This window comes from Achromobacter deleyi (assembly GCF_013116765.2).
Lineage (GTDB): Bacteria > Pseudomonadota > Gammaproteobacteria > Burkholderiales > Burkholderiaceae_B > Achromobacter > Achromobacter deleyi_A.
The window spans coordinates 4,297,455-4,323,408 of the sequence record NZ_CP074375.1; the positions used below are offsets into that span (position 1 = coordinate 4,297,455).

Sequence of the window (25,954 nt, forward strand, 5' to 3'; positions counted from 1 at the left end):
GCGTTCTCGGCTTACTTCGACGGCGGCGTGGTGCCGGCCGGCGCGCCCGCGCCCAGCGTCTTGTCGCGGGTGGCGGGGATCACTTCCGCGCCGCCCACCACTTCCACCTTGGCGCCGGCGCGCAGGCGGTCGGTGCCTTCGGTGACGACGCGGTCGCCAGGTTGCAGGCCTTCGTTGACGGCGACCATGCCGCTATTGATGGCGCCCAGCTTCACCTGGCGCACGGCGATCGTGTTGTCGGGCTGCACCAGGAACACGAACGCGCCGGCGGAGCCCTGCTGGATCGCCGCCGTCGGGATGGCGGTGACGTCCTTGCGCGTCAGCACGTGCAACCGCACGTTGACGAACTGGTTCGGGAAGAGCGCATCGTCCGCGTTGTCGAACCTGGCCTTCAGCTTCAGCGTGCCGGTCGTGACGTCGATCTGGTTGTCCAGCGTCTCCAGCGTGCCCGTGGCGATCCGGCGCGTATCGGCCCGGTCATAGGCATCGACGGTCAGCGTCTTGCCGGCCGCGAGCTCGGCGCGCACTTCGGGCAACTGCGTTTCGGGCAGGGTGAACACCACGGAGATCGGCTGGGTCTGGGTGATCACCACCAGGCCGTTGGTGTCCGCGCTGGACACCAGGTTGCCGCGGTCGACCTGGCGCAGGCCCAGGCGGCCGCTGATCGGCGCCGTGATGCGCGCGTAGTCCAGTTGAAGCTTGGCGTTGTCCACATTCGCCTGGTCGCTCTTGACCGCGCCTTCGTACTGGCGCACCAGCGCGGCTTGCGTATCGACCTGCTGCTTGGCGATGGAATCCTGCTTGAACAGGGCCTGGTAGCGTTGCAGGTCGCGCCGGGCATTTTCCAGCTGCGCCAGATTCTGCATCTGCGTGCCGCGCGCCTGGTCCAGGGCCACCTGGTACGCGCGCGGATCCACCTGCGCCAGCAGATCGCCCGCCTTGACCTGCTGGCCTTCCTGGAAGGCCACTTCGACGAGTTCTCCGCTGACGCGGCTTCTCACCGTGACCGTGTTGTAGGCGGTGACCGTGCCGAGCGACCTGAGATAGATGTCGATGTCCTGCTGCGAGGCGGTGGCGATCCGCACCGGAACCGCCGCGTTCGCCATGGCGGCCGCCATGGAAGGCCGGCCGCCGGGCCGACCGCCAGGCCCGCCCGCTCCGCCCGGCTTGGCCGAGGGCCGCAGCACCACCCAGGCGATGCCGGCCACGACTAGCACCAGCAGCGCCAGTCCGACGACGCGGCGGCGACTCCAACGGGAGGACGGGGAAACAGGACGGCTATCGGGCATGGAAACGGTTCCGGCACACACGGAGAAAGCCGTATTGTCTACTAGACCGTCCCGGTTTCGGCCTGCGGGCCGTCAAGCTGAAACTACCCGCAACAGGAATCCGGGTAGTGACACCGTGCGTAACTTGCGCCTACGAGCTGCAGAGTGTCATCTGGAAAGGGACGTCGCGCGCCACCTGCTGGGGCTTGAATTCGCCGTCCTGGGTGGAAAAACGTATCCAGATCATGTACTTATTGGCGCTGATCTCGGGAAAGGCGCCCTGGGTCGGATCCAGCCACACGCGCAGCAGCTGGAACTGCTTGCCGCCCAGCATCTGCTGGTAGGCGCCCTGCTCCGCGAGGATATCGGTCTTGCGGCCGGATTCGCGCAGCAGGCGCAGCGCCAGGGTCAGGCCGTCGTAGAGGGGAATGAAGGGGGCAACCCAGGCTTGCAGGTCCGCGCAGCGGGCGGCCTCGGATTTGTTCTGCCAGGCGTAGTAGGACGGCATGTCCACCTGGGTGGCGCTGCCCGGCACCGACAGACGGCCGCGCAGGCTGGTCAGCCATTCGTTTTCGCGCAGGGACTGCCCGGTCTTGCCGGGCGCGGCCAGCGCGCTGGCCACCTTTTCCATTTCGCGCAGCATCCCTTCCAGCGCATCCTGCGCCACGCCGGGATGGTCGCGCAGCCCGACCAGCGCCACGCGCTGGCGCTCCAGGTCTTGCAGGACCGCGCCTTTCACGTCGGTGCGTTCGCACGCGTCGAGCAGATCGAACAAGGAAGTGACGGCAACCTGATGCTGGCGTGAGTCACCCTCGCGAGCAAAGAAGAACAACCTGTCGAACAGGTATTCCAGCCGCAGATAAGCGCGGATGCGCTCGTTGAAGGGATATTCGTAAACAATCACGCTTTTTTACAGGCCCTATCAGTGATTGGCCGCCGGGGCCAAGGATATTCAGGGGTGCCGGGCCCGCCACCGTGGCTTACCGGCCCGTTGTGGTCGCCAGCGCCAGCCAGCGGTCATGCAGGGTCAGCGCCTGCGCGCGCAACTGTTCCGGCGATGTCGTTCCGTCGTTGATGATGACGTCGTCCGCAACCTCCAACCGGCTTGCCCGCGCAGCCTGTGCCGCCATAATACGCCGGATGTCAGGCTCCGTCAGCCCGCTGCGCTGCTGCACGCGGGCCACCTGAGTTTCGGGGTCGCAATCGACCACGCAGATGCGATCCACGCGCGAACGCCAGCGCGCCAGGGACTCCACCAGCAGGGGCACCACGAAGACCAGATACGATCCGCTTGCCGCGGCGGCCTGGCGTTCGGTTTCGCGGCCGATGATGGGATGCAGCACGGCTTCCAGCCGCAAGCGGACCCGCGGATCCGCGAACGCCTGATCGCGCATCCATCCACGGTTCAGCGCGCCTTCGGAGGTCAGCGCCCCCGGGCCGAATTCGCGCTCGATCGCCGGCATGGCCGCGCCCTGCGCGGCGGTCAGCGTGCGCGCGATCTCGTCGGTATCGACCAGGGCCGCGCCCCATTCCGCCAGCATGTCCGCCACGCGGGACTTGCCCGAACCGATACCGCCCGTGAGACCAATCTTGAACATACCGACCATCCTTTCTTTCTTGCCTAGCGCATGAACTGCAATAAGCCCTGCTCGCCGCCCAGCAGCAGCATGACCAGGCCGGCCAGCGCCAGATAAGGCCCGAACGGCAAAGGCTGCCCGCGGCTGGCGCGTCCGCTCAGCGTCAGCGCGCCGCCGATCGCCACGCCCACCAGCGAAGCGCCCAGCAGCAGCATGGGCAAGGCCTCGACGCCAAACCACGCGCCCAGCGCGGCCAGCAGCTTGAAGTCCCCATGGCCCATGCCTTCGCGTCCGGTCAGCAGACGGAACATATGAAAGATAACCCACAGGAAGACGTAGCCCGCCACCGCGCCCGTCACCGCCATCTGCACGCTCGTAAATGCGTCGAACAGATTGACCAGCAGCCCCGCCCACACCAGCGGCTGGGTCAGGGCATCGGGCAGCAGCGTCGATTCAAAGTCGATCCAGGCCAAGGCCACCAATGTGGCCGACAGGCCCATGGCCGCCAAGGCCACCGGCGTGGGGCCAAAGCGCCAGGCACAGGCGGCGAACAGCACGCAGGTCAGCAATTCAATGGCGGGGTAGCGCCAGCCGATAGCGCCCTGGCAGGCAGCGCAGCGGCCCCGCAGCACCATCCAGCCCAGCACGGGAAAGCGGCCCCACCGGCTGATGGGGGTATTGCATGCGGGGCAATGCGAGGCCGGCGACAGCAGGCCATAGCCGCTGGCGGGGCGCGCGTGGCCGACGGCATCCAGGCACTGCGCCTGCCATTCGCGTTCCATCATGCGCGGCAGGCGGTGCGTCAGCACCGTCAGCCAGTTGCCGGTGAAAAGGCCTGCCAGCGCCGCCATGCCGATGAAGGCGCCCAAGGGTAGATCGAAGACATGCCACATCGCCGTCAACCGCCCTTGCTGCGTGCTGGCGCTTCGGCATCCACCCTGCGGGCGATGACGCAACGGATGAAGGGCCACCCGCGGCCATGTCGTAATTTGTGCATAAAGTGCTGGCTATACCCAAGAGCGGCAAAGGGAACGTATCGAATCTTCGCATAAGTGCGTAAAATCGGAGACAGACTCAATTCACGGATAAGCAGCCATGGCCGCGCGCGTCGACATCGTTTCCCGCTCCCGCAAACTCAGCGTCATGGGGCTGCTGCTAGCGGGCACCGTGATAGGCGCGGCAGGCTGCGCCAAGCAGAAAACCGAAGGCTATTACGACCTGCCCGCGGAAAGCACGGTAACCGATGCCCAGTACCAGGGATCCGGCGCCGGCTACCGCAGCGTCATCCGCGCGCCGTCGCAAGTGCAGATCGCGCTCAAGCCCGACGCCCGCAAGCAGCAGAACCAGGCTCCGCAAGCCAATCCCGCCGGCGAGACCACCGAAGACGGCCAAGCCGTGCCGGAAGGCGCCGAAGCCAGCTCCGCCAGCACCGCGTCCGCCGCTGCCCCGGCATCCGCCGCCCCGGCATCGTCCGCCCCCGCGCCCAATGCCGCCTCGCAAAGCCTGGTGCCGCAACCGCAAACCTATATGGGCACCTTGCCGTGCTTCTCGCCGGCCATGCAGTGCACGGCGCAGCGCGTGACGCTGACCCTGGCGCCCAACGGCCGCTGGCGCGGCCGCACGGCATACCTGGAAAACGATCCCAAGAAGGGTCCGCCGGTGTCCGAACAAGGCTGCTGGGACGCCACCGACGAACGCCCGCCGCGCGTCATCCTGATGGACGGCCAGGGCAATGTCCGCGTGGAATTCCTGGTTGCCGCCAACAACGTGCTGCGCGTGCGCTCCATCGGCGGCCAGACGCCCAACCTGAACTACAACCTGACCCGCCAGCCGGATCTGGACCCGATCGACGAACTGGCCAAGGCCGCCGCGCCCAAGTGTCCTTGAGCCCTGCCCGCGGCGGCGCCTGACCGCCGCCAGCCAGATGCGATGCCCCCGGGCCTGACGAACGCCATGTTCGCCAGGCCCGGATTCATTTGGGGCGGGCCGTGCGCCAGGCATCGGGATCGGGATCGGGCGGCGCCTGTTCCGCCAGGAACCGGGCGTATTCCGGCGAGGGCTCGTGCAACACGCAAGGCGCCGGACCGGGCTTGGCCGGCGGCGCGGCGCCATCCTTGCGCGCCGCCAGGATGGGCGATGCGCCCGAGCGGCCATGCGCGCACAGGCGGCAGGCCAGATGCATGGCATTGCCGGCGTCCAGCTTGGCGAAGATGCGGGCGCGATGCGCCTCCACGGTGCGCAGCGATATGCCCAAATCGATGGCGATGACTTTGTTGGGCCGGCCAGCCGCCACATAGTCCACGATCTGCCGTTCACGGGCAGTCAGGGATGACAGGGCAGCTTCCAGGTCCGGGCGGGGAGATTGCATGGCCAGCTCGCTTGCAATATAGGATTGCAGTAAGTCTGCCCGCCGTCCATGCAGGGCGTAAGCTGGCAATTCTGTCAGGGGTGGACACAAAGGTCCCCCCGCTTGCCAGCGCCGCGGAATCAGGCCGTGTAGGCCAGTTCCAGGTTGTCGATCAGGCGGGTGGCGCCCAGCTTGGCGGCGGCCAGCGCCACGACGGGTTCACCGGCCTGCAGGTCGGCGGCCTCGGGGCGCTTCAGGTCGCGCTGGCGGCGCAGCGCCACGTAGTCCACCGTCCAGCCGCGCTGGGTCAGGTGCTGAACGGCGTCGCGCTCCAGGGCGGCGGCGTCGCGCTCCCCCTGGGCCAGCCGGCGGCCGATGCCCTGCAGTTCCGCATACAGGGCCGGCGCCTCGGCGCGTTCCGCATCGCTCAGGTAGCGGTTGCGCGAAGACAGCGCCAGGCCGTCGCCGGCGCGCACGGTCTCGTGGGCCAGCACCTCCACGGGCAGCTGGAACTGGCGGCACATGTTGCGCACCACCATCAGCTGCTGGTAGTCCTTCTTGCCGAACACGGCCACCCGCGGCTGCACGCAGGAAAACAGCTTCAGCACCACGGTGCTGACGCCTTCGAAGAACCCCGGGCGGAACTCGCCTTCCAGGATATCGCCCAGGTCGTCCGGCGGCTGCACCCGGTAGCTTTGCGGTTCGGGATACATCTCGCGCTCGTTGGGCGCGAACAGCACATAGACGTCGCGCGCCTGCTCCAGCTTCTCGATGTCGGCGGCCAGCGTGCGGGGGTATTGGTCGAAATCCTCGTTCGGACCGAACTGCAGGCGGTTCACGAAGATGCTGGCCACCACGGGATCGCCATGCTGGCGCGCCAGCTTCATCAGCGACAGGTGGCCTTCATGCAGGTTGCCCATGGTGGGCACGAACGACACGCGATTCTGTCCGCGCAGGTGATCGCGCAATTCCTGGATGGTGTGTACGACTTTCAAGGGACTCTCCGGGGTTGGGGGCAGCCCGGTCAGGATCAGGCCGCGACCGCCGCCACGCTGGTGTAAGCCAGGCGCACATAGATGGGAGCATACGGCTCCGCCTGCGTGATCTCCAGCAGGGATTCGCGCGCCAGCTCCAGCATGGCGATGAAATGCACGACCACGACCGCCGCGGGCGCGCCCTCGCGGACGCGCTCCATGAACAGGTCGCCGAATTCCATGAAGCGCACGTCGTTCAGGCGCCGCAGGATGTGCGTCATGTGATCGCGCACGGACAGCTGTTCGCGCGTGATGTGATGGTGCTGGTTGAGCTTGGCCCGCTTCATGATGTCGGCCCAGGCCGCGCGCAGGTCGTCCACGCTGACTTCGGGCAGCGCGCGCTCCACGCTCAGCTCGGCAACCGCCTGGCTGCTGACGAAATCGCGGCCAAGCTGCGGCATCTTGTCCAGCTTCTGGGCCGCCAGCTTCATCTGCTCGTATTCGAGCAGGCGGCGGACCAGTTCGGCGCGGGGATCTTCCGGCTCTTCGCCGGTGTCGGTCTTCTTGACCGGCAGCAGCATGCGCGACTTGATCTCGATCAGCATGGCCGCCATCAGCAGGTACTCTGCGGCCAGTTCGAGATTGGTGATGCGGATCTGGTCCACATACGACAGGTACTGCCGCGTGACATCCGCCATGGGGATGTCCAGAACGTTGAAGTTCTGCTTGCGGATCAGGTAGAGCAGCAGGTCCAGCGGCCCTTCGAACGCTTCAAGGAAGATTTCCAGCGCGTCCGGCGGAATGTACAGATCCGTCGGCATCTGGAACAGCGGCTCGCCATAGAGGCGCGCGAACGCCACGCTGTCGACGGTGTCAGGTGTGCTGTCGACGGACGGTTCCACTAGCGCGGCCAGGGCATCGCCTGGCACCGAAGGGTTCTGGACCATGTTTGCCGCAACGGTATCAGTCTGCCTGATACACGTACGGCCGTTGCGGCACACGTGCCGCGCGGAAGCCTTCCAGCAGCTCCGAGTCCTGCGGTTTGTCCCAAAGACGGGCGCGGCCCTCGCGCTGGCGCTCTTCGGTGCCAGGGTGCGATTGCTTGAAGTCCTTCAGGAAAAGGGTGATCTCGGATTCGTAGTTGGTCGCCATGGCACCAATTTCAATGGGTTTCGGATCTACGGAGTTTACTTCACGGCGGCCCCCGCCCCGGCGTTACAATCAGCCGGCACCCAACGCCCCCTCCCGCCATGCCCGCAGAATCCGCAGCCGCAGCCCATCCCGCTCCGCCCTCAATCCCGGACGCGCAGCGTGCGGCGCGCATGATTCCCTTCATTGTGGGCTGTGCGCTGTTCATGCAGATGCTGGACGCCACCGTCGTGGCCACGGCCTTGCCGGCCATGGCCCGGGCGCTGGGGTCCACCCCCGTCCGGCTCAATGTGGCCATTACGTCCTACCTGCTGTCCGTGGCCGTTTTCGTGCCGGTCAGCGGCTGGGCGGCCGACCGCTACGGCGCCCGGCGGGTATTCGTGGCCGCCATCGGCCTGTTCACCCTCAGTTCCGTGGCCTGCGCCCTGTCCCAGGACCTGCCCCAGCTGGTGGTGTCGCGCATCATCCAGGGGATGGCCGGGGCCATGATGGTCCCCGTGGGGCGGATCATCCTGCTGCGCACCGTGCCCAAGCAGGACCTGCTCAAGGCCATGTCCTTCCTGTCCATCCCGGCGCTGCTGGGGCCGGTGATCGGGCCGCCGCTGGGCGGCTTCATGGTCACGTACATGTCGTGGCACTGGATCTTCCTGATCAACATCCCCATCGGCATCCTGGGCATCTTCCTGGTGCTGCGCTACGTAGCGGAGATCCGCGAAGAAAGCGCGCCGCGCCTGGACTGGCTGGGCTTTCTGCTCAGCGCCGTCTGCCTGGCCACGCTGGTCAGCGGCTTCGAGGCCATCGGCCGGGACGTGATGCCGCTGCCGATGCTGCTGGGCATGATCGCCGTGGGCGCGGCCTGCGGCCTGCTCTACGGCTGGCACGCCCGGCGCGTGGAGCATCCCATCATCGATCTTTCCCTGATGCGGATCCCCACCTTCGCCATTTCCACGCTGGGCGGCAACCTGTGCCGCTTCGCCGTGGGCGCCACGCCCTTCCTGCTGGCCATGCTGCTGCAGGTGGGCTTCGGGCTATCGCCGTTCTCGGCCGGGCTGATCACATTCGCCAGCGCCGCCGGCGCGCTGCTGATGAAATTCGTCGCCACGCCCATCGTCAAGCGCTTCGGCTTTCGCCGCGTACTGACGGTGAACGCCCTGCTCACCGGCGTGTTCATCGCCGTCTGCGGCACCTTCACCGCCGCCACGCCGGTGTGGCTGATGATTGCGATTCTGCTGGTCGGCGGCTTTTTCCGATCCTTGCAATTCACGGGGGTAAATACGCTAACCTATGCCGACATTCCCCCGTCCAAGATGAGCCGCGCCAGCAGCTTCGCCGCCATGGCCCAGCAACTGGGCATCAGCCTGGGCGTGGGCGTGGCCGCGGTCACGCTGAACGTCAGCATGTCCCTGCGCGGCGCCGAGACGTTGGCGGTCAGCGACGTCATTGCGGGCTTCATCGTCGTCGGCGCGCTGTGCATGGCTTCGACCTTCTCCTTTAGACGCCTCGACCCTCTGGCCGGGGCACACCTGAACGGCGCCAAAAACAGTGACGACGAATGAATTTGTCCTAGCCCTGGACCAGGGCACGACCAGCTCCCGGGCCATCGTGTTCGACCGCGAAGGCGTGGTGCGCGGCGTCGGCCAACGAGAATTCCGCCAGCACTACCCCCGTCCGGGCTGGGTCGAGCACGACGCCAACGAAATCTGGCACAGCCAGCTGGACGTGGCGCGCGAAGCGCTGCGCAACGCCGCCGTCACCGCCGCCGACCTGGCCGCCATCGGCATCACCAACCAGCGCGAAACCACCGTGATCTGGGAACGCGCCACCGGCCGCCCGCTGGCCCGCGCCATCGTCTGGCAGGACCGCCGCACCGCCCCGATGTGCGACCAGCTCCGCCAGGACGGCCACGCCGACTTCCTGCAATCGCGGACCGGCCTGGTGCTGGACGCCTATTTCTCGGGCACCAAGCTGGCCTGGCTGCTGGATCACGTGCCCGGAGCGCGCCAGATGGCCGAACGCGGCGAACTGGCCTTCGGCACCGTGGACTCCTGGCTGGTCTGGCAACTGACCGGCGGCGCGGTACACAGCACCGACCCCAGCAACGCCTCCCGCACCATGCTCTTCGACCTGCACACGCAAGACTGGAGCGACGACATCCTGGCGCTGCTCAGGATTCCCCGCAGCGTGCTGCCGCAGATCGCGCCCAGCAGCGCAGTCGTGGGCGACGCCCTGCCCGAGTGGCTGGGCGGCTCCGTCCCGATCGCCGGCGTGGCGGGCGACCAGCAGGCCGCCACCTTCGGCCAAGCCTGCTTCGCGCCCGGCATGGCCAAGAACACCTACGGCACCGGCTGCTTCATGCTGATGAACGTGGGCGACAAGCCCGTGCAGTCCAGGAACAACCTGCTGTCCACCGTGGGCTGGGGCCTGCCCCGCGCCGGTGCCGGCGGCTGGACTCCCACCTACATGCTTGAAGGCGGCGTATTCGTGGCAGGCGCCGCCGTGCAATGGCTGCGCGACGGACTGGGCATCATCCAGCGCTCCGAAGACATCGAATCCCTGGCCGCCAGCGTGGCCGACACCGACGACGTCTTCATGGTGCCCGCCTTCGCCGGCCTGGGCGCCCCGCACTGGGACCCCTATGCGCGCGGCACCCTCGTGGGCCTCACCCGCGGCACCTCCCGCGCCCACATCGCCCGCGCCACCCTGGAATCCATCGCCCTGCAAAGCGCCGAGCTGCTCACCTGCATGAACGGCGACAGCGGCATCGCGCTGACGGAACTGCGCGTCGACGGCGGCGCCGCCCGCAACGACCTGCTGATGCAGATGCAGGCCGACATCCTGGGCGTCCCCGTGGTCCGCCCCCGCGTCCCGGAATCCACCGCGCTGGGGGCCGCCGGCCTCGCCGGCCTGGCGGTCGGCTTCTGGTCCAGCCAGGACGAGTTCGCCTCCAAGTGGCAAGCCGAACGCACCTTCGAACCCACCTGGCCCCAATCGGTGCGCGACGCCCGCATGAAGCGCTGGCGCCAGGCCGTGGAACTGTCAAAAGGCTGGTCGGCAGGCGCGACGAAGTAAACACAGTTCAGCCGGCCAGACCGCCCACCCGCGAAGCGTCATCACCACGACGCAAGACACCACGTAAGCCCCAAAAGGCCGCCCGCGCGGCCGGCCTGGGGCGGTCCCCGCAAGATCCTTCACCACACCTCACCCGTGGCGAGAACCTCAAGAACCCCACCCGCCCCAGCGCCCGTGCAGATCAAAACCACCAAAGCCCGTCGCGCCGGCGGCCTGGGGCGCGCGGGGCGTCGATAAGCCCGAGGGAATCTGAAGGAACCGCCGCAGGCGGTGACGAAGATGACGAAGGGGCAGTCCGGAGCGTAGGCTCCGGACCGCAATCGCAGCCCCGCGCGCCCCAGGCCGCCGGCGCGACGGGCGTCTAAAGAACCAACACCCCCCGCCCAAAAAAACCCCCACATCAAGCCGCCCGCACCCCAATAGCAACCACCCTCGCACTGAACTCCTTCAACAATTCCTCCCGGACCTCCTCAGCCCGCGCCATCGAAGCTTCCTTCACGTGCCCATACCCCCGGATCCCCTCCGGAACACTGGCCAGCGCCACCGCCCGATCCAGATTCCCGCGATTCAGCTTCGACAGAATCGCCGTCATCGTCTCCCGGTACTCGCGCATCAGCTCGCGCTCCGCACGCCGCTCCTGCGTATACCCGAACAGATCCAGCCTGGTCCCCCGCAAGAAACGCAACCTGGCCAGCAGCCCGAAGACACGCAGCATCCCCGGCCCATAGCTGCGCTTGATCAGATGCCCGTCCTTGTCGCGGCGCGCGAACATGGGCGGCGCCAGATGGAAGCGCAGCTTCCAGTCCCCCTCGAACTGCTCGCCCACCCGCTTGATGAACTCACCGTCCGAATACAGCCTGGCCACCTCGTACTCGTCCTTGTAGGCCATCAGCTTGAAGTAATAGCGCGCCACCGCCAGCGCCAGCCGGCTTGTTCCCGTGGCCTCGCGTTCAGCGTGCGCCACCTTGTCCACCAGATCCGTGTACCGCTTCGCATAGGCAGCATCCTGATACTGCGTCAGGAAAGCCTTGCGCACCGCCACCACCTGCGCCAGCTCCCCCGCCGGCTTTTTCAGCTCCACCAACGGACTGGCCGCCCGCGGACGCTTGATCTCGATGATGTCTTCCTGCCTGGCGGGCGCCACGCCGCCATTGGCCAGCAAACGGGCCACGCCCGCGGGATCGTGCGCCGCGCGCCGCCCCCAGGCGAAGGCCGCGATATTCGCAGTCACCTGCTGGCCATTGAGCTCGATGGCGCGCAACAGCGCCTCCCGCGACAGCGGAATCCACCCCTTCTGGTAGGCATAGCCCATCATCAGCGGATTCGAATAGATGGCGTCGCCCAGCAGACCCACGGCCAGCGCCGCCGCGTCCACCGTGTCCAGGTTCTCCTTGCCGCAGGCAGCTTGCAGGTCCGCCTTCAGATCGGCGCCCGGCAGCGTCCAGTCCGGGTTGCCCACGAACGCCGCGGTCGGCGCGGTATCGGTGTTCAGCAAGACCCGCGTGCGGCCCGGACTCAGCCGCGCCATGGCATCCGCGCTGGTGGCCACGACCAGATCGCCGGCCAGCAGCAGGTCGGCCTCGCCCATCGCCACCCGGGTATTCATCAGATGATCCGGCGTACGCGCCAGGACCACGTGTGAATACACCGCCCCGCCCTTCTGCGCCAGGCCCGCCATGTCCAGCACCGAACAGCCCTTGCCCTCCAGGTGCGCCGCCATGCCCAGCAACTGGCCGATCGTCACCACGCCCGTGCCGCCCACACCGGCAATGAAAACACCATAGGACTGCTCCAGGCCGGGCACGCGCGGCAACGGCACTTCCTCATCGGCCGCGCCATCGTCCTGCGCCAGCGCCCGCGGCTTTCTCAGCTTTCCTCCCTCCACCGTCACCAGGCTGGGGCAAAACCCCTTCAGACAGGAGAAATCCTTGTTGCAGCTGGATTGATTGATCGTCCGCTTGCGCCCGAATTCAGTCTCCAGCGGCTCGACCGACAGACAGTGCGACTTCGCGGAACAGTCTCCGCAACCTTCACATACCCGTTCGTTGATGACCACGCGGCGCGCGGGGTCCGGATAGGCATTGCGCTTGCGGCGGCGGCGCTTCTCGGTGGCGCAGGTCTGGTCATAGACCAGCACCGACACCTTCGGATATTCGCGCAGCTCGCGCATTACCGCGTCCAGTTCGTCGCGGTGATGCACGGGCACTCCCGGCGCCAGATCGCTGACGTCCAGGTACTTGTCGGGATCGTCCGTCACGACGACGATCTTCTCGATGCCCTCGGCCGCCACCTGGCGGGTGATCATCGGCACGCTGATGGGCCCGTCCACCGGCTGCCCGCCCGTCATCGCGACGGCGTCGTTGAACAGGATCTTGTATGTGATCGGCGCAGCGGCAGCCACGGCCGCGCGTATCGCCAGCAGACCGGAATGGAAGTACGTGCCATCGCCCAGATTGGCGAAGACATGCTTTTCTTCGGTGAACGGCGCCTGGCCCAGCCACGGCACACCTTCGCCGCCCATCTGCGTAAAGACATCGGTGCTGCGGTCCATCCACCTGACCATGTAGTGGCAGCCGATGCCCGCCATGCCGCGCGAGCCTTCCGGCAGGCGGGTCGAGGTATTGTGCGGACAGCCCGAACAGAACCAGGGCTTGCGCTCTTCAATCACGCGCGGGCGCGCCAGGGCCTGTTCCCGGCCGCGGATGAATTCCAGCCGCGCCTCGATGCCGGCGCGCACGTCGTCCGGCAGCTCGAAGCGCAACAGGCGCGCCGCAATGGCCTTGGCGACCATGGCGGGCGAAAATTCGTAATGGGCTGGCAGCAGCCAGTTTCCTTGCGGCACCGACCACTCGCCGCCATCCTTGTCGTCGAACTTGCCCACCACCCGCGGGATCTTCTTGCCGCTGCCAATCCAGCTGAACAGCTCTTCCTTCAGCTGGTACTCCAGCACCTGGCGCTTTTCCTCGACCACCAGGATCTCGTCCAGCCCTTCCGCGAACTGCTGCGTGCCGGTGGATTCCAGCGGCCACACCATCCCGACCTTGAACAGGCGCAGGCCGATGCGCCGGCACGCCTCTTCGGACAAGCCCAGGTCGGACAGCGCCTGGCAGGTGTCCAGATAGGCCTTGCCCGAGGTCATGATGCCAAAGCGGGCGTCGCGCTGCGGCACATGCCAGAGTTCGCGGTTCAGCTTGTTGGCGCGGACATAGGCCAGCGCCGCGTACAGCTTGTAGTCCAGGAGCCGGGCCTCCTGCTGCAGCGGCGTATCGGGCAGCCTGATGTTCAAGCCGTCGGCCGGCAGCAGGAAATCCTCGGGCAGCAGAATCCGCACGCGCTGCGGATCCACGTCGACCGAGGCCGATACCTCGACGATATCGGTGATGCACTTCATGCCGACCCACACGCCCGCATAGCGGCTCATCGCCCAGCCGTGCAGGCCGTAGTCCAGCACTTCCTGGACGCTGGACGGAAACAGCGCCGGAATCATGCAGGCCTTCAGGATGTGGTCGCTCTGGTGCGGCAGGGTCGAAGACTTGGCCGGGTGGTCGTCCCCCGCCACCACCAGCACGCCGCCATGCCGCGAGGTGCCCGCGGCATTGGCGTGCTTGAAGACATCACCGCAACGGTCCACGCCGGGCCCCTTGCCGTACCACATGCCGAAGACGCCGTCGTACCTGGCGCCCGGAAACAGATTGACCTGCTGCGAGCCCCAGACGGCGGTGGCGGCCAGGTCTTCGTTGATGCCGGGCTGGAACTCGACATGATGGGCCTTCAGATACTTGGCCGCCTTCCACATGTTCTGGTCGACGCCGCCCAGCGGAGAGCCCCGATACCCCGACACGAACCCCGCGGTGTTCAGCCCCGCCCGCGCATCGCGCACGCGCTGCATCATGGGCAGGCGGACCAGGGCGTGGATGCCGCTCATCCAGGCGCGGCCGGATTCCAGGGTGTATTTGTCGTCGAGCTGGACGGATTCAAGCGCCGCGCGAACGGCGGGCGTAAGGGGGGCATTCATGTCTACTCCAAGATCCTGGATGCCCCCACCAGCTTCGCGCATCGGTCTCTTGGAGCGCACGCGGGCCAACGAGGGCCGTGAAAGTGAAGTCCTGGCGCGATCGCGCTTCTAGTGCATTTGGTTGTAACCGGTCACTCCACCCCCGGCAATAGGGCGATGCGATAATTGCCGGCATGGACTTCGCCCCTCGCATCGTCGCCTGGCAACGCCAGCATGGCCGCCACGATCTTCCCTGGCAAAACACCCGGGATCCCTATCGGATCTGGCTATCCGAGATCATGCTGCAGCAGACACAGGTGGCCACCGTCATCCCCTATTACGACCGCTTCCTGCAGCGCTTCCCGGACGTGGCGGCGCTGGCGGCCGCCGCCCAGGAAGACGTGATGCCGTACTGGGCCGGCCTGGGCTATTACGCCCGCGCCCGGAACCTGCACCGTTGCGCGCAAGAGATCGCGCGCGACTGGAACGGGCGCTTTCCGCCCACGGCCGAGGCCATCGCCACGCTGCCCGGCATCGGCCGCTCCACCGCCGCGGCCATTGCCGCGTTCGCCTATGGCGAGCGCTCGCCCATCCTGGACGGCAATGTGAAACGCGTGTTCACGCGCCACTTCGGCATCGCGGGCGATCCCTCCAAACGCGAAATCGAGCAACGCCTGTGGGCGCTGGCCGACGCGCAGGTCGACGCCGCGCCCGGCCTGGACATGGCCTCCTACACGCAAGGACTGATGGACCTGGGCGCCACGCTGTGCACCCGCGGCAAGCCCGCCTGCGACCGGTGCCCCGTGGCCGGCAGTTGCGTGGCCAGGCGCGAAGGCCGCCAGGCCGAGCTGCCCACGCCCAAGGTGCGCAAGGCCATCCCGGAACGCGAGACCTGTATGCTGGTGCTGCGGCATCAGGGCGCGTTCCTGCTGCAGCAACGGCCCGAACCCGGCATCTGGGGCGGACTGTGGAGCCTGCCTGAATTCGACGTGGCGGGCGACCCCGACAGCGCGTCGCGCGCGCTGGGCCTGGAGCCCGAGCAGCGCTTCGAGCTCGCCGCCTTCGCCCACACCTTCACGCACTACCGGCTGCACATCCGGCCATGGCTCGTTCCCGTCCGGGCGGTCAGCCTGCGCGAACCGGCGCAGCCCGAACGCTGGGTTCCGGCGGACAAGCTGGCGTCGATGGCGCTGCCGGCGCCGGTGAAGAAGCTGTTGCAGGGCCTGGTGGATGCGGGCATGCAGGACAGCCTGTTCGACGAGCCCGCGCGCTAGCGGGCGCCGCTCAGGCGCCGGCTTCCGCGCTCCCGCTCAGCAGCATCACCAGCTTCAGATCCGGATGCGTCGCCAGGCGGAAGGTGATCTGCTGATACCCGAGCTTGCCACGGCGCGGATGCTGGAATTCCCGCAAGCCGCCTTCGCGCTCCACCACCGCATGGCGCGTCCACCAATGGGAAAAGACCGCGCTTTGCCGACTCAGGCTGTCCAGCAGCGACAGCACCGCCGGCTCGTCCAGGTGCGCCCCGGCGTCGGCGCGGAATTCCGCCACCACGCGACGGGCGCGCTGGTCCCAGTCCACCACCAGTTCGCGCGCGGCGGGATCCAGGAAGATGTAGCGCAGCAGGTTGGGCTCGGCATCGCGCGTTGGCCAATCGTCAAACAGGTCCCGCAGCGGCTCGTTGCAGGCCAGCACGTTCCACGCTCGGTCCAGCACATAGGCCGGCGCATTGATCGCGTTCACGCACTCATGCAGCGGCCCCGGCGCGCCGCCGGCGTCGTCACGGGCATGCTGCGGATCCGCGCAGTCGGCCAGGTCGAACAGATAGGCGCGTTCCGCGCGGGCCAGCTGCAGCACGCCCGCGATGCGGGACCATACCGAGGGCGACACGGACACCTCGCGCCCCTGCTCGATCCAGGTGTACCAGGTGACGCTGATGCCGCAGAGCTGCGCGACCTCTTCCCGCCGCAGGCCGGGCGTGCGGCGGCGCATGCCTTCCGGCAGGCCGGCCATCTGGGGCGTGATGCGGGATCGGGCGCTGCGCACGAATTCGCCCAGCGCCTGCCGGCGCAGGTGAGAGCCTTCGTGGCCGGCGGCGCCGGCCAGGGGGGAAGTAGTCATACCAGGATAAGCAATGGACTTGTACGTGTATACGGGTCCGCCTATCTTAGCGCCTGCACCGCTATCTTCCGCATTCCGAAAACCAAGGATCCTCATGACCTCCAGTTCGCATGACGCCGCCGTCGACCGCCAGTTCAGCCCTCGCGCCGCGGCCTACCTGACCAGCGCGGTCCACGCCCAGGGCGAAGACCTGCTGCAAATGGCCGGCATCGCCGGCGAGCACCCCGGCTCGCGGGTGCTGGATCTGGGCTGTGGCGGCGGCCACGTGAGCTTTCACGTCGCGCCGCTGGTCGGCCAGGTCACGGCCTACGATCTTTCGCAGCAGATGCTGGACGTGGTCGCGGGCGAAGCCGCCAAGCGCGGGCTTGCGAACCTGGTCACCTGTCAGGGCAAGGCCGAATACCTGCCGTTTGGCGACGGCGAGTTTGACCTGGTGATGTCGCGCTATTCCACGCATCACTGGCAGGACGCTGGGCGCGGCCTGCGCGAAGCCTTCCGCGTGCTCAAGCCCGGCGGCACCGCCGTGTTCGCCGACGTGGTGTCGCCGGGCGAGCCGCTGCTGGACACCTGGCTGCAGACCATCGAAGTGCTGCGCGACACCTCGCATGTGCGCGACTACTCCGTCGCCGAATGGACCCGCATGCTGACCGAGGCCGGCTTCACCCTGCAAGGCCTGGCCCCGCGCCGCCTGCCGCTGGAATTCCAGTCCTGGGTCACCCGCATGCGCACCCCCGACACGCTGGTCGCGGCGCTGCGCCATATGTTCGGCATTGCGCCGGACGTGGTGCGGGCGCACTTCGACGTGCGCGAAGACAGCTCTTTCACCAGCGACACGGCAACGATCGTGGTGAAAAAGCCGGGCTGATTCAGCCTGCCTGGGGCGGTCCCTGCGCCGCCAGCGCGCCCAGCGCCCCCGCCACGCCCAGGCTGCGCAAGGATTGCGCGGCCTGCGCCACGGCCCGCACGAAGCGCGGGTCCTGGCCCAGGTCCCCGAACACGGCCTCCAACCCGGTCAGGACGCCGGCCCAGGCCAGCATCGCCCGCGGTCCCTGGCCCGCCTGTTGCGCAGCCTGCTCCGCCAAGGCGTATTGCCGCGCCAGGATCCCGGCCATCGGGTCCTGGATCTCGTAGCGGCGCCCGGCCTGGTCGACGCCGCGCAGGAAATGCAGCCAGCCGGCCACCGCCAGCGCCAACCCCGGCATTGGCAGGTCCGCCGCCAGGCGCGCGCGCACCGTTTCCAGCAGGCGCTGCGGCAGCTTTTGCGAGCCGTCCATTGCGATCTGCCGCGTCTGGTGCCTGAGCGCCGGATTGGCATAGCGCCGCAGCAAACGCTGCCGATATTGCTCCACATCCAGTCCGGGCAGCGTCGGCAAGGTGGGCGCGATCTCCGTGCGCATCAACTCCGACAGATAGCGCTCCAGGCCGGGTTGCGCCATCGCCTGGTCCACCGTGGCCCAGCCCGCCATCACCGACAGATAGGCCAGGGCGGAATGCGCCCCGTTGACCATGCGCAGCTTCAGCGTCTCGAACGGTTCGGCCTCGGCCACGAAGCGCGCGCCGCCCGCCGTCCAGTCCGGACGGCGGGCGGCGAACCGGTCTTCGATCACCCATTCCAGATAGGGCTCGGCCAGCACGGGCCAGGCGTCGCGCACGCCCAGCGCCTCGGCCACCGCGCACCGGTCTTCGCCGGTGGTGCGGGGCACGATGCGGTCAACCATCGAGCACGGGAACGCGCAAGCCGAGGCGATCCAATCCACCAGCCCCGCGTCGACCCGCGCCGCGAACGCCAGCACCATGCCGCGCAGCAGATGACCGTTGGCGGGCAGGTTGTCCAGCGACATCAGGGTCACGGGCCCCAGCCCCGCCGCCCGCCGGCGCTGCAGGCCCCAGGCCAGAAAGCCTATGGCGCTGCGGGGCGCGGCGGGCTGCGCGAGGTCGTGCACGATGTCGGGGTGGGCCAGATCAAGCCGCCCGCTGGCGGGATCGTGGCAGTAGCCTTTCTCGGTAACCGTGAGGCTGACGATGCGCGTGTCCGGGCCGGCGATGCGAGCCAGCACAGCCTGCGGATCCTCGGGCGCCACCAGCGCCTCCAGCAGGCAGCCGATCACCATCAGCTGTTGCCGCGGCCGGCCGTGATCGTCGGCGCTGCGCAGGGCCAGCGCGTACAGGCCATCCTGCGGCGCCAGCGCATCGCGCGTATCGGCCTGACGCAAGGACACGCCGCAGATGCCCCAGTCCGGATCCGCGCCGGCGCGCAGCGCGGCATCGTTCACCGCCGCCAGATGGGCGCGCGCAAACGCGCCCAGGCCCAGATGCACGATGCGCGCCTTGAGCCTGGCCCGGTCGTAGCCGGGACGCGCCACCTGCGCGGGCAGCGCCGCAAGGCTGGCCGGCTGCAGGCGGCCGGCCTCCCGCGCTACCAGTTCCATAGCGTCCCGTCTTGCTGCAGGCGGTTCACCGGCAGGTAGGCGCGCTTGTACGGGTACCGGGCGGCCAGCTTCTCATCGATGTCGACGCCGTGGCCGGGTACATCGCCCGGATACAACATGCCCTGGCCGAAGGTGTAGGCGTGCGGAAACACCGCGTCCGTTTCCTCGGTGTGGCGCATGTACTCCTGGATGCCGAAGTTGGGCACCCACAGGTCGAAATGCAGCGCCGCTCCCATGCAGACGGGCGACAGGTCGGTGGCGCCGTGGCAGCCCGTGCGCACCTGGTAGAGCGAGGCCAGGTCGGCGATGCGGCGCAGGTGCGTGATGCCGCCCGCATGGACCACGGTGGTGCGGATGTAGTCGATCAGCTGGTTCTGCACCAGGTCCTTGCAGTCCCAGATGGAGTTGAAGATCTCGCCCACGGCCAGCGGCGTCGTCGTGTGCTGGCGGATCAGCCGGAACGCCTCCTGGTTCTCGGCGGGCGTGGCGTCCTCCATCCAGAACAGGCTGTAGGGCTCAAGCGACTTGCCCAGCCGGCCGGCCTCGATCGGGGTCAGACGGTGATGCACGTCGTGCAGCAGGTGATGCTCGAAGCCCAGCTTCTCGCGGATGCGCTCGAACAGCCTGGGCGCATGGCGCAGGTATTTTTCGGTGGACCAGTCGTGCTCGCTGGGCAGGTCCGCGTCGGCGGGTTCGTAGAACAGGTTGCCGCGTCCCACGCCGTAGACCTTGTCCAGGCCAGGCACGCCGCTTTGCGCGCGGATCGCGCGATAGCCCATGTCGGCGTACCGCAGCACTTCGTCCACCGTGTGCTCGATGTCCGAGCCATTGGCGTGTCCATAGACCATCACGCCGCTGCGGCTCTTGCCGCCCAGCAGCTGGTACAGCGGCAGGCCGGCAGCCTTGGCCTTCAGATCCCACAGCGCCGTGTCCACGGCCGCGATGGCGGTCATGGTGACCGGTCCGCGCCGCCAGTAGGCGCCCTTGTACAGGTACTGCCAGATGTCCTCGATCTGGTGCGCGTCGCGGCCGATCAGGCAAGGGACCACGTGCTCGGTCAGGTAGGCGGCAACGGCCAGTTCGCGCCCGTTCAGGGTCGCGTCGCCGATGCCGGTCAGGCCCTGGTCGGTTTCAATCTTCAGGGTCACGAAATTGCGGCCCGGAGAACAAACGATCACGCGTGCGTCCGTAATTTTCATCATGAACTCTGGCTACGTGGAAAAGGGGCCGCGCATGGCGGCCGGCGGGTCAGAACGTCACCATCACTTTCATTGCCTGCTGGCGGTCGGCTGCCAGCGCGAACGCGTCGTGCACGCGCCCCACCGGCAACGCCGCCGTCAGCAGCGGCGACACATCGAGCAGGCCGCGGCTCAGGCAGTCCACGGCCCAGGCATATTCGTCCACGAAGCGGAAGCTGCCGATGCACGACAGGCTCTTGACCATGATCTGGTTGAAGGGGCAATGCTCGCTGCCGCCATTGAGCGTGCCCACCGTGACGATGACGCCGCGCGGACGCGCCGCCCGGATGCAATTGCCCAGCCCCGCGTAGCTGCCCGACGCCTCGAAGCAGACGTCGACCGTGCCCTTGCCCGCGCTCAGTGCGTCCAGCGCGTCCGGGTCCTCGGCCGCGTTGATGGTGCGCGTGGCGCCCACGCGGGCGCAAGCCGCCAGCGTCTGGCCGACGATATCCACCACGATGACATGGCTGGCGCCCGCCATCCGCGCGGCCATCAGGATCAGCGCGCCGATGGGGCCGGCCCCCACCACCATGACTGTCTTGCCCAGCAGGGAGCCCGCGCTGCGCACGGCGTGCAGCGCCACCGCCAGCGGCTCGCCAAAGGCGGCAAGTTCAAAAGACAGGCTGTCCGGCACAGGCAGGCATTGCCGTTCCTGCACCACCACCTGCTCGCGCATCGCGCCCTGCATATGCGGGTAGCGGCTGGCGCTGCCGAAAAAATGGACGGCCTCGCAGTGGTTGGAATCGCCCTGGCGGCAGTAGCGGCACGCGCCGCAAGTGCGCGCCGGATCCAGCGCCACGCGGTCGCCCGGCTTGAGGGAGGTGACGGCGGCGCCCACCTCCAGCACCTGGCCGGATGCCTCGTGGCCCGGAGTCAGCGGCTCGCGGATGAGGAAATCGCCCACCCTGCCGTGCCGGTAGTAATGCAGGTCCGACCCGCAGATGCCCACGGCCTTGACGCCGACGCGCACCTGCGTCGGGCCGATCTCCTCGGGCGCCTGCTGGTCCAGGCGCAGGTCCTGGGCGCCGTGTATCGCGCAGTTCAGCATCAGCGCCACCCCTGCGCGAATTCGCCGATCACCCGCTCAAGATGGTCGCGCATCGCCTGCCTTGCCGCCTGCGCATCGCGCGCCACCAGCGCGCTGAAGATGCGCTGGTGGTCTTCCTGCGATGCCTGGCGCAACGCCTGCGTATGAAAATGCTGTTCGGTCTTTTCCCAGATCGGACCCTGTGCCTGGTCCCACATCGACGTCACCGTCGCCAGCAGCACGCTGTTGCCGGTGGATTGCGCGATGTGCAGATGGAAGCGGCGGTCGGCCTCGGCGTTGGCGGCCTTGTCCAGCATCTGCTCGCGCATGGCCGTCAGCGCTTCAAAGATGCGGTCCAGGTCGGCGTCGCTGCGGGTGGTGGCCGCCAGCGCGGCGATCTCGGATTCGATCAGGCAGCGCGCCCGCAGCAGCTCGAACGGCCCGGCGCCGGCTTCCTGCGCGGCTGGCATGCGGGCAAGGCCTGGCTCGGGCTCGCACACATAGATACCCGATCCGCCCCGGACTTCCACCACGCCCTGCAGCTCCAGCGCGATGATGGCTTCGCGCAGCGAGGTCCGGCTGACCTCGAAGCGTTCGGCCAGCGCGCGTTCGGCCGGCAGCCTCTTGCCCACGGCGAATTCGCCTTGGGCGACCAGCGCCTGGATCTGGGCGGCCAGCCGCAGGTAGCCGCGCTCGGGAACGGGCCTGGCCGCCGGCGGCGCATCGGGTTTAGGGGCAAGTTGCAAGGGACTGGCCTTCCGAATTGGTTAGACCAAATCGTATTTGGTTTACCAATTCTCGCCATCATGGTTTACCACTATCAGGACGCCATGAAAAAACGGCCGCAGAGGTCACCCCCTACGGCCGTTCTTCATTGACGCGGACCCGCCGGCATCACCCCAGGTTGGGCGCCAGCGTGCGCTTGAGGTCCTCGATGCTGCGGCCGCTGCGGCGGGCGTAGTCTTCCAGCTGGTCCTCGCCGATGACGCCCACGTTGAAGTACTGCGACTGCGGGTGGCTGAAGTAGAAGCCCGACACGCTGGACGCCGGATACATGGCATAGCTGTCCGTCAGCTGCATGCCGATGTCCTCGCCGTCCAGCACGCGGAACATGTCCGTCTTGACCACGTGTTCCGGGCAGGCCGGATAGCCCGGCGCCGGTCGGATGCCCACGTACTTCTCGGCGATCATGTCCTCGTTGGAGAGGGTCTCGTCGGACGCATAGCCCCACAGGTCCTGACGCACGCGCGCATGCAGGCATTCCGCGAAGCCTTCGGCCAGGCGATCGGCCAGGGACTTCAGCATGATGCTGGAATAGTCGTCCAGCGCCTTCTCGAATTCCGCTTCCTTCTTCTCGATGCCCAGGCCCGCCGTGACCGCGAACATGCCGATGTAGTCCAGCTTGCCGGACGACTTGGGCGCGATGAAGTCGGACAGCGACTTGTTGCTGACGCCTTCGCGCTTGGCGCCCTGCTGGCGCAGGTTGCGATACGTAAACAGCACCTCGCTGCGCGTCTCGTCCCTGTAGACCTCGATGTCTTCGTCGTTGACGCTGTTGGCCGGATAGAAGCCGACCACGCCGTTGGCGGTGAGCCAGCGGCCTTCGACGATGCGCTTCATCATGGCCAGGCCGTCGGCGTAGACCTTGCGCGCCTGCTCGCCCACGACCTTGTCGTCCAGGATGGCGGGGAACGGGCCGAACAGGCTCCAGGTCTGGAAGAACGGGCCCCAGTCCACGTACTTCACGATCTCGGACAGGTCATAGCTCTTGAACGTGCGGCGGCCGATGAACTTCGGGCGCGGCGGCGTGTAGTTGTCCCAGTCGATGACCGGACGCGAGGCGCGCGCCTCGGCCAGCGGCAGGATGGGCGTCGCCTTGCGGTTGGCGTGGCGGCGGCGCACCTCTTCGTATTCCTCGGCCAGCTCGGCCAGGTACTTTTCCGATTGATCCGACATCAGATTGGTGGCCACGCCCACCGAACGGCTGGCGTCCGGCACATAGATGACCGGGCCGTCGTAGTGGGGCGCGATCTTCACGGCCGTATGCACGCGGCTGGTGGTGGCCCCGCCGATCATCAGCGGCAGCTTGCGGGTGCGGAAGTATTCGTCGCGCTGCATCTCGGAGGCCACATACGCCATCTCTTCCAAGCTGGGCGTGATCAGGCCGGACAGGCCGACGATGTCGGCGTTCTCTTCCTTGGCCTTCTCCAGGATCTGCGCGCAGGGCACCATCACGCCCATGTTCACGACTTCGAAGTTATTGCATTGCAGGACGACCGACACGATGTTCTTGCCGATGTCGTGCACGTCGCCCTTGACCGTGGCGATGACGATCTTGCCCTTGGCGCGCACGTCGCCGCCAGCCGCCGCGATCTGGCGCTTTTCTTCCTCGATGAAGGGAATCAGGTGCGCCACCGCCTGCTTCATCACGCGGGCGGATTTCACCACCTGCGGCAGGAACATCTTGCCCTCGCCGAACAGGTCGCCCACCACGTTCATGCCGTCCATCAGGGGGCCTTCGATCACTTCGATCGGGCGGCCGCCGCGCGCGGCGATCTTCTGGCGCACTTCCTCGGTGTCTTCCACGATGAAGGCGGTGATGCCATGCACCAGCGCGTGCGACAGGCGCTGCTCGACCTCCGCGTTGCGCCAGGCCAGGTCTTCTTCCTTCTTGGCGCCCGAGCCCTTCACGCTGTCGGCGAACTGCACCAGGCGTTCGGTGGGCGTGCGCTCATCGTCCGGTTCGGTCTTGCCGACCGGCTCGGGGCGGTCCAGCACCACGTCTTCCACCAGGTCGCGCAGCTTCGGATCCAGGTCGGCGTACACGCCCAACTGGCCGGCGTTGACGATGCCCATCGTCATGCCTTCCTTGACCGCGTAGTACAGGAACACGGTGTGGATGGCCTCGCGCATCGGCTCGTTGCCGCGGAACGAGAAGCTGACGTTGGACACCCCGCCCGAAATGCGGGCGTGCGGCAGGTTCTCGCGGATCCAGCGCGTGCCTTCGATGAAGTCCACCGCGTAGTGGTTGTGCTCGTCGATGCCGGTGGCGACCGCGAAGACGTTGGGATCGAAGATGATGTCTTCCGGCGGGAAGCCCTCTTCCTCGACCAGGATCTTGTAGGCGCGTCCGCAGATTTCCTTGCGGCGCTCCAGCGTATCGGCCTGGCCCAGTTCGTCGAATGCCATCACCACCACGGCCGCGCCGTAGCGGCGGCACAGCCGCGCATGGTGGCGGAAGGGCTCCAGCCCTTCCTTCATGGAAATGGAGTTCACCACCGGCTTGCCCTGCACGCACTTCAGGCCGGTCTCGATGACTTCCCACTTGGAGCTGTCGATCATGACCGGCACGCGGGCGATGTCCGGCTCGGAGGCGATCAGGTTCAGGAAGCGGTGCATGCAGGCCACCGAATCCAGCATGGCCTCGTCCATGTTGATGTCGATGATCTGCGCGCCGTTCTCGACCTGCTGGCGGGCCACGGCCAGCGCCTCGTCGTATTTCTCTTCGCGAATCAGGCGGGCGAACATCTTGCTGCCCGTCACGTTGGTGCGTTCGCCCACGTTGACGTACAGCGTATCCTCGTCGATGTTCAGGGGTTCCAGGCCCGACAGGCGGGTCTTGACCGGGATGTCCGGCACGACGCGCGGCGTCAGCGCCGTGACCTTGTCGGCGATCGCGCGGATGTGGTCTGGCGTGGTGCCGCAGCAGCCGCCCGACATGTTCACCAGGCCCGCGCGGGCAAATTCCTCCAGCAGCGCCGAGGTGTCGGCGGGCGTCTCGTCAAAGCCGGTCTCGGCCATCGGATTGGGCAGGCCGGCGTTGGGATAGACGCAGACGTAGGTATCGCAGATCTTGGACAGCTCGGCCACGTAGGGGCGCATCAGCGCGGCGCCCAGCGCGCAGTTCAGGCCGATGGTGACGGGGCGCGCATGGCGCACCGAGTTCCAGAAGGCCTCGACCGTCTGGCCGGACAGGATGCGGCCGGAGGCGTCGGTCACCGTGCCCGAGATCATCACCGGCAGGCGGACGCCACGCTGCTCGAACACTTCCTCGGTGGCGAAGATGGCCGCCTTGGCGTTCAGCGTGTCGAAGATGGTTTCGATCAGGACGATGTCGATGCCGCCGTCCAGCAGGCCGTTGAGCTGTTCTATATAGGCGACGCGCAGTTCGTCGAAGGTGACGTTGCGGGCGCCCGGGTCGTTCACGTCGGGCGAGATCGACGCCGTCTTGGGCTGCGGGCCCAGCGCCCCGGCCACGAAGCGCGGCTTGTCGGGCGTGCTGTAGGCGTCACAGGCTTCGCGCGCGAGCTGGGCCGACACCAGGTTCAGCTCGTAGGCCAGTTCCGGCAGGTCATAGTCGCCCTGCGCGATGGTGGTGGCGCCAAAGGTGTTGGTCTCGATGACGTCGGCGCCGGCTTCCAGGTACTGGCGGTGGATCTCGGAGATCACGTCGGGCCGCACCAGGGACAGCAGCTCGTTGTTGCCCTTCACGTCCTTGCCGTGGTCGGCGAAACGCTGGCCGCGGAAGTCCGCTTCGCCCAGCTTGTAGCGCTGGATCATGGTGCCCATGGCGCCGTCCAGGATCAGGATGCGCTTACCCAGCAGACGGGCAAATTCGCCGCCCTGGGTGTAGGCGTCGGGAGGGTACGGCAGGCGGGGATAAGACACGATCAGATCCGGATTGGGTTGGCCACGGCAGCGCGAATGTGGCTAAAAAGCGAAAAACGCCGAAAAAACAAGCCCTGATCGTAACAAAATGGGCCC

20 protein-coding genes are annotated in these 25,954 nt (G+C 67.5%); 5 read left to right on the plus strand and 15 right to left on the minus strand.

What is annotated here, in order from left to right; all coding sequences use genetic code 11:
* Positions 1-11: 11 nt before the first annotated feature.
* The 4 genes from HLG70_RS19325 to HLG70_RS19340 all read right to left on the minus strand — a co-directional run bounded on the left by HLG70_RS19325 (position 12) and on the right by HLG70_RS19340 (position 3,738).
* Entirely contained in the window at positions 12-1,289 is a 1,278-nt protein-coding gene (locus HLG70_RS19325) for an MdtA/MuxA family multidrug efflux RND transporter periplasmic adaptor subunit (protein ID WP_171665782.1), read from the minus strand.
* Positions 1,290-1,419: 130 nt separating this feature from the next.
* Positions 1,420-2,172: a cell division protein ZapD gene (zapD, locus tag HLG70_RS19330; RefSeq protein ID WP_171665784.1), complete on the minus strand. Its 753-nt coding sequence runs from the start codon at positions 2,170-2,172 to the stop codon at positions 1,420-1,422.
* Between the two features lie 76 nt (positions 2,173-2,248).
* A complete protein-coding gene (gene coaE, locus HLG70_RS19335; RefSeq protein WP_171665786.1) occupies positions 2,249-2,866 on the minus strand; it encodes a dephospho-CoA kinase in 618 nt (205 codons plus the stop codon).
* 23 nt (positions 2,867-2,889) lie between these two features.
* The gene (locus HLG70_RS19340; protein ID WP_171665788.1) at positions 2,890-3,738 is read right to left on the minus strand and encodes a prepilin peptidase; all 849 of its coding nucleotides are present in this window, start codon (positions 3,736-3,738) and stop codon (positions 2,890-2,892) included.
* A 202-nt stretch (positions 3,739-3,940) separates the two neighbouring features.
* On the opposite strand from HLG70_RS19340, the gene HLG70_RS19345 reads away from it, so the two are divergent.
* Positions 3,941-4,732 carry a copper resistance protein NlpE N-terminal domain-containing protein gene (locus HLG70_RS19345; RefSeq protein ID WP_171665790.1) on the plus strand — a complete coding sequence of 264 codons (792 nt, stop codon included), beginning with the start codon at positions 3,941-3,943 and terminating at the stop codon, positions 4,730-4,732.
* 85 nt (positions 4,733-4,817) lie between these two features.
* On the opposite strand, the gene HLG70_RS29655 is transcribed toward HLG70_RS19345, so the two are convergent.
* The 4 genes from HLG70_RS29655 to HLG70_RS19365 form a co-directional block, all read right to left on the minus strand.
* The gene (locus tag HLG70_RS29655; protein ID WP_171665792.1) at positions 4,818-5,213 is read right to left on the minus strand and encodes a response regulator transcription factor; all 396 of its coding nucleotides are present in this window, start codon (positions 5,211-5,213) and stop codon (positions 4,818-4,820) included.
* Between the two features lie 119 nt (positions 5,214-5,332).
* On the minus strand, positions 5,333-6,187 hold the full coding sequence (panC, locus tag HLG70_RS19355; protein ID WP_171665794.1) for a pantoate--beta-alanine ligase: 855 nt from the start codon (positions 6,185-6,187) through the stop codon (positions 5,333-5,335).
* Positions 6,188-6,222: 35 nt separating this feature from the next.
* Complete coding sequence (locus tag HLG70_RS19360) at positions 6,223-7,113, minus strand: segregation and condensation protein A (protein WP_171665796.1); 891 nt, start codon at positions 7,111-7,113, stop codon at positions 6,223-6,225.
* A gap of 16 nt (positions 7,114-7,129) precedes the next feature.
* Entirely contained in the window at positions 7,130-7,318 is a 189-nt protein-coding gene (locus HLG70_RS19365) for a DUF3460 family protein (RefSeq protein WP_013391300.1), read from the minus strand.
* Between the two features lie 98 nt (positions 7,319-7,416).
* On the opposite strand from HLG70_RS19365, the gene HLG70_RS19370 reads away from it, so the two are divergent.
* Together HLG70_RS19370 and glpK are read left to right on the plus strand one after the other, a co-directional pair.
* On the plus strand, positions 7,417-8,871 hold the full coding sequence (locus HLG70_RS19370) for a DHA2 family efflux MFS transporter permease subunit (RefSeq protein ID WP_171665798.1): 1,455 nt from the start codon (positions 7,417-7,419) through the stop codon (positions 8,869-8,871).
* A complete protein-coding gene (gene glpK, locus HLG70_RS19375) occupies positions 8,858-10,384 on the plus strand; it encodes a glycerol kinase GlpK (protein ID WP_171665800.1) in 1,527 nt (508 codons plus the stop codon). Before HLG70_RS19370 ends, glpK begins: the two co-directional genes overlap by 14 nt.
* 400 nt (positions 10,385-10,784) lie before the next feature.
* Here the strand turns inward: glpK and HLG70_RS19380 are convergent, their stop codons facing one another.
* Positions 10,785-14,399, minus strand: a complete 3,615-nt coding sequence (locus tag HLG70_RS19380) for an indolepyruvate ferredoxin oxidoreductase family protein (protein WP_171665802.1) — start codon at positions 14,397-14,399, stop codon at positions 10,785-10,787.
* A 173-nt stretch (positions 14,400-14,572) separates the two neighbouring features.
* Between HLG70_RS19380 and mutY the strand changes: the two genes are divergently transcribed.
* Positions 14,573-15,652: an A/G-specific adenine glycosylase gene (mutY, locus tag HLG70_RS19385; protein WP_171665804.1), complete on the plus strand. Its 1,080-nt coding sequence runs from the start codon at positions 14,573-14,575 to the stop codon at positions 15,650-15,652.
* 10 nt (positions 15,653-15,662) lie between these two features.
* Here mutY and HLG70_RS19390 read toward each other — a convergent pair whose 3' ends face one another.
* Positions 15,663-16,496 (minus strand): helix-turn-helix transcriptional regulator, encoded by an 834-nt coding sequence (locus tag HLG70_RS19390; RefSeq protein WP_171665806.1) that lies wholly within the window; start codon positions 16,494-16,496, stop codon positions 15,663-15,665.
* Positions 16,497-16,590: 94 nt separating this feature from the next.
* Between HLG70_RS19390 and HLG70_RS19395 the strand changes: the two genes are divergently transcribed.
* On the plus strand, positions 16,591-17,361 hold the full coding sequence (locus HLG70_RS19395) for a class I SAM-dependent methyltransferase (protein ID WP_171665808.1): 771 nt from the start codon (positions 16,591-16,593) through the stop codon (positions 17,359-17,361).
* Position 17,362: 1 nt separating this feature from the next.
* On the opposite strand, the gene HLG70_RS19400 is transcribed toward HLG70_RS19395, so the two are convergent.
* From HLG70_RS19400 to metH, 5 genes are all read right to left on the minus strand, one after another.
* On the minus strand, positions 17,363-18,925 hold the full coding sequence (locus HLG70_RS19400) for a mannitol dehydrogenase family protein (RefSeq protein ID WP_171665810.1): 1,563 nt from the start codon (positions 18,923-18,925) through the stop codon (positions 17,363-17,365).
* On the minus strand, positions 18,913-20,124 hold the full coding sequence (manD, locus tag HLG70_RS19405) for a D-mannonate dehydratase ManD (protein ID WP_171665812.1): 1,212 nt from the start codon (positions 20,122-20,124) through the stop codon (positions 18,913-18,915). Before manD ends, HLG70_RS19400 begins: the two co-directional genes overlap by 13 nt.
* A 49-nt stretch (positions 20,125-20,173) precedes the next feature.
* Entirely contained in the window at positions 20,174-21,211 is a 1,038-nt protein-coding gene (locus HLG70_RS19410) for an L-idonate 5-dehydrogenase (RefSeq protein WP_171665814.1), read from the minus strand.
* Positions 21,211-21,936, minus strand: a complete 726-nt coding sequence (locus HLG70_RS19415) for a FadR/GntR family transcriptional regulator (protein WP_171665816.1) — start codon at positions 21,934-21,936, stop codon at positions 21,211-21,213. Before HLG70_RS19415 ends, HLG70_RS19410 begins: the two co-directional genes overlap by 1 nt.
* A gap of 148 nt (positions 21,937-22,084) precedes the next feature.
* The gene (gene metH / locus HLG70_RS19420; protein ID WP_171665818.1) at positions 22,085-25,858 is read right to left on the minus strand and encodes a methionine synthase; all 3,774 of its coding nucleotides are present in this window, start codon (positions 25,856-25,858) and stop codon (positions 22,085-22,087) included.
* Positions 25,859-25,954: the final 96 nt, after the last annotated feature.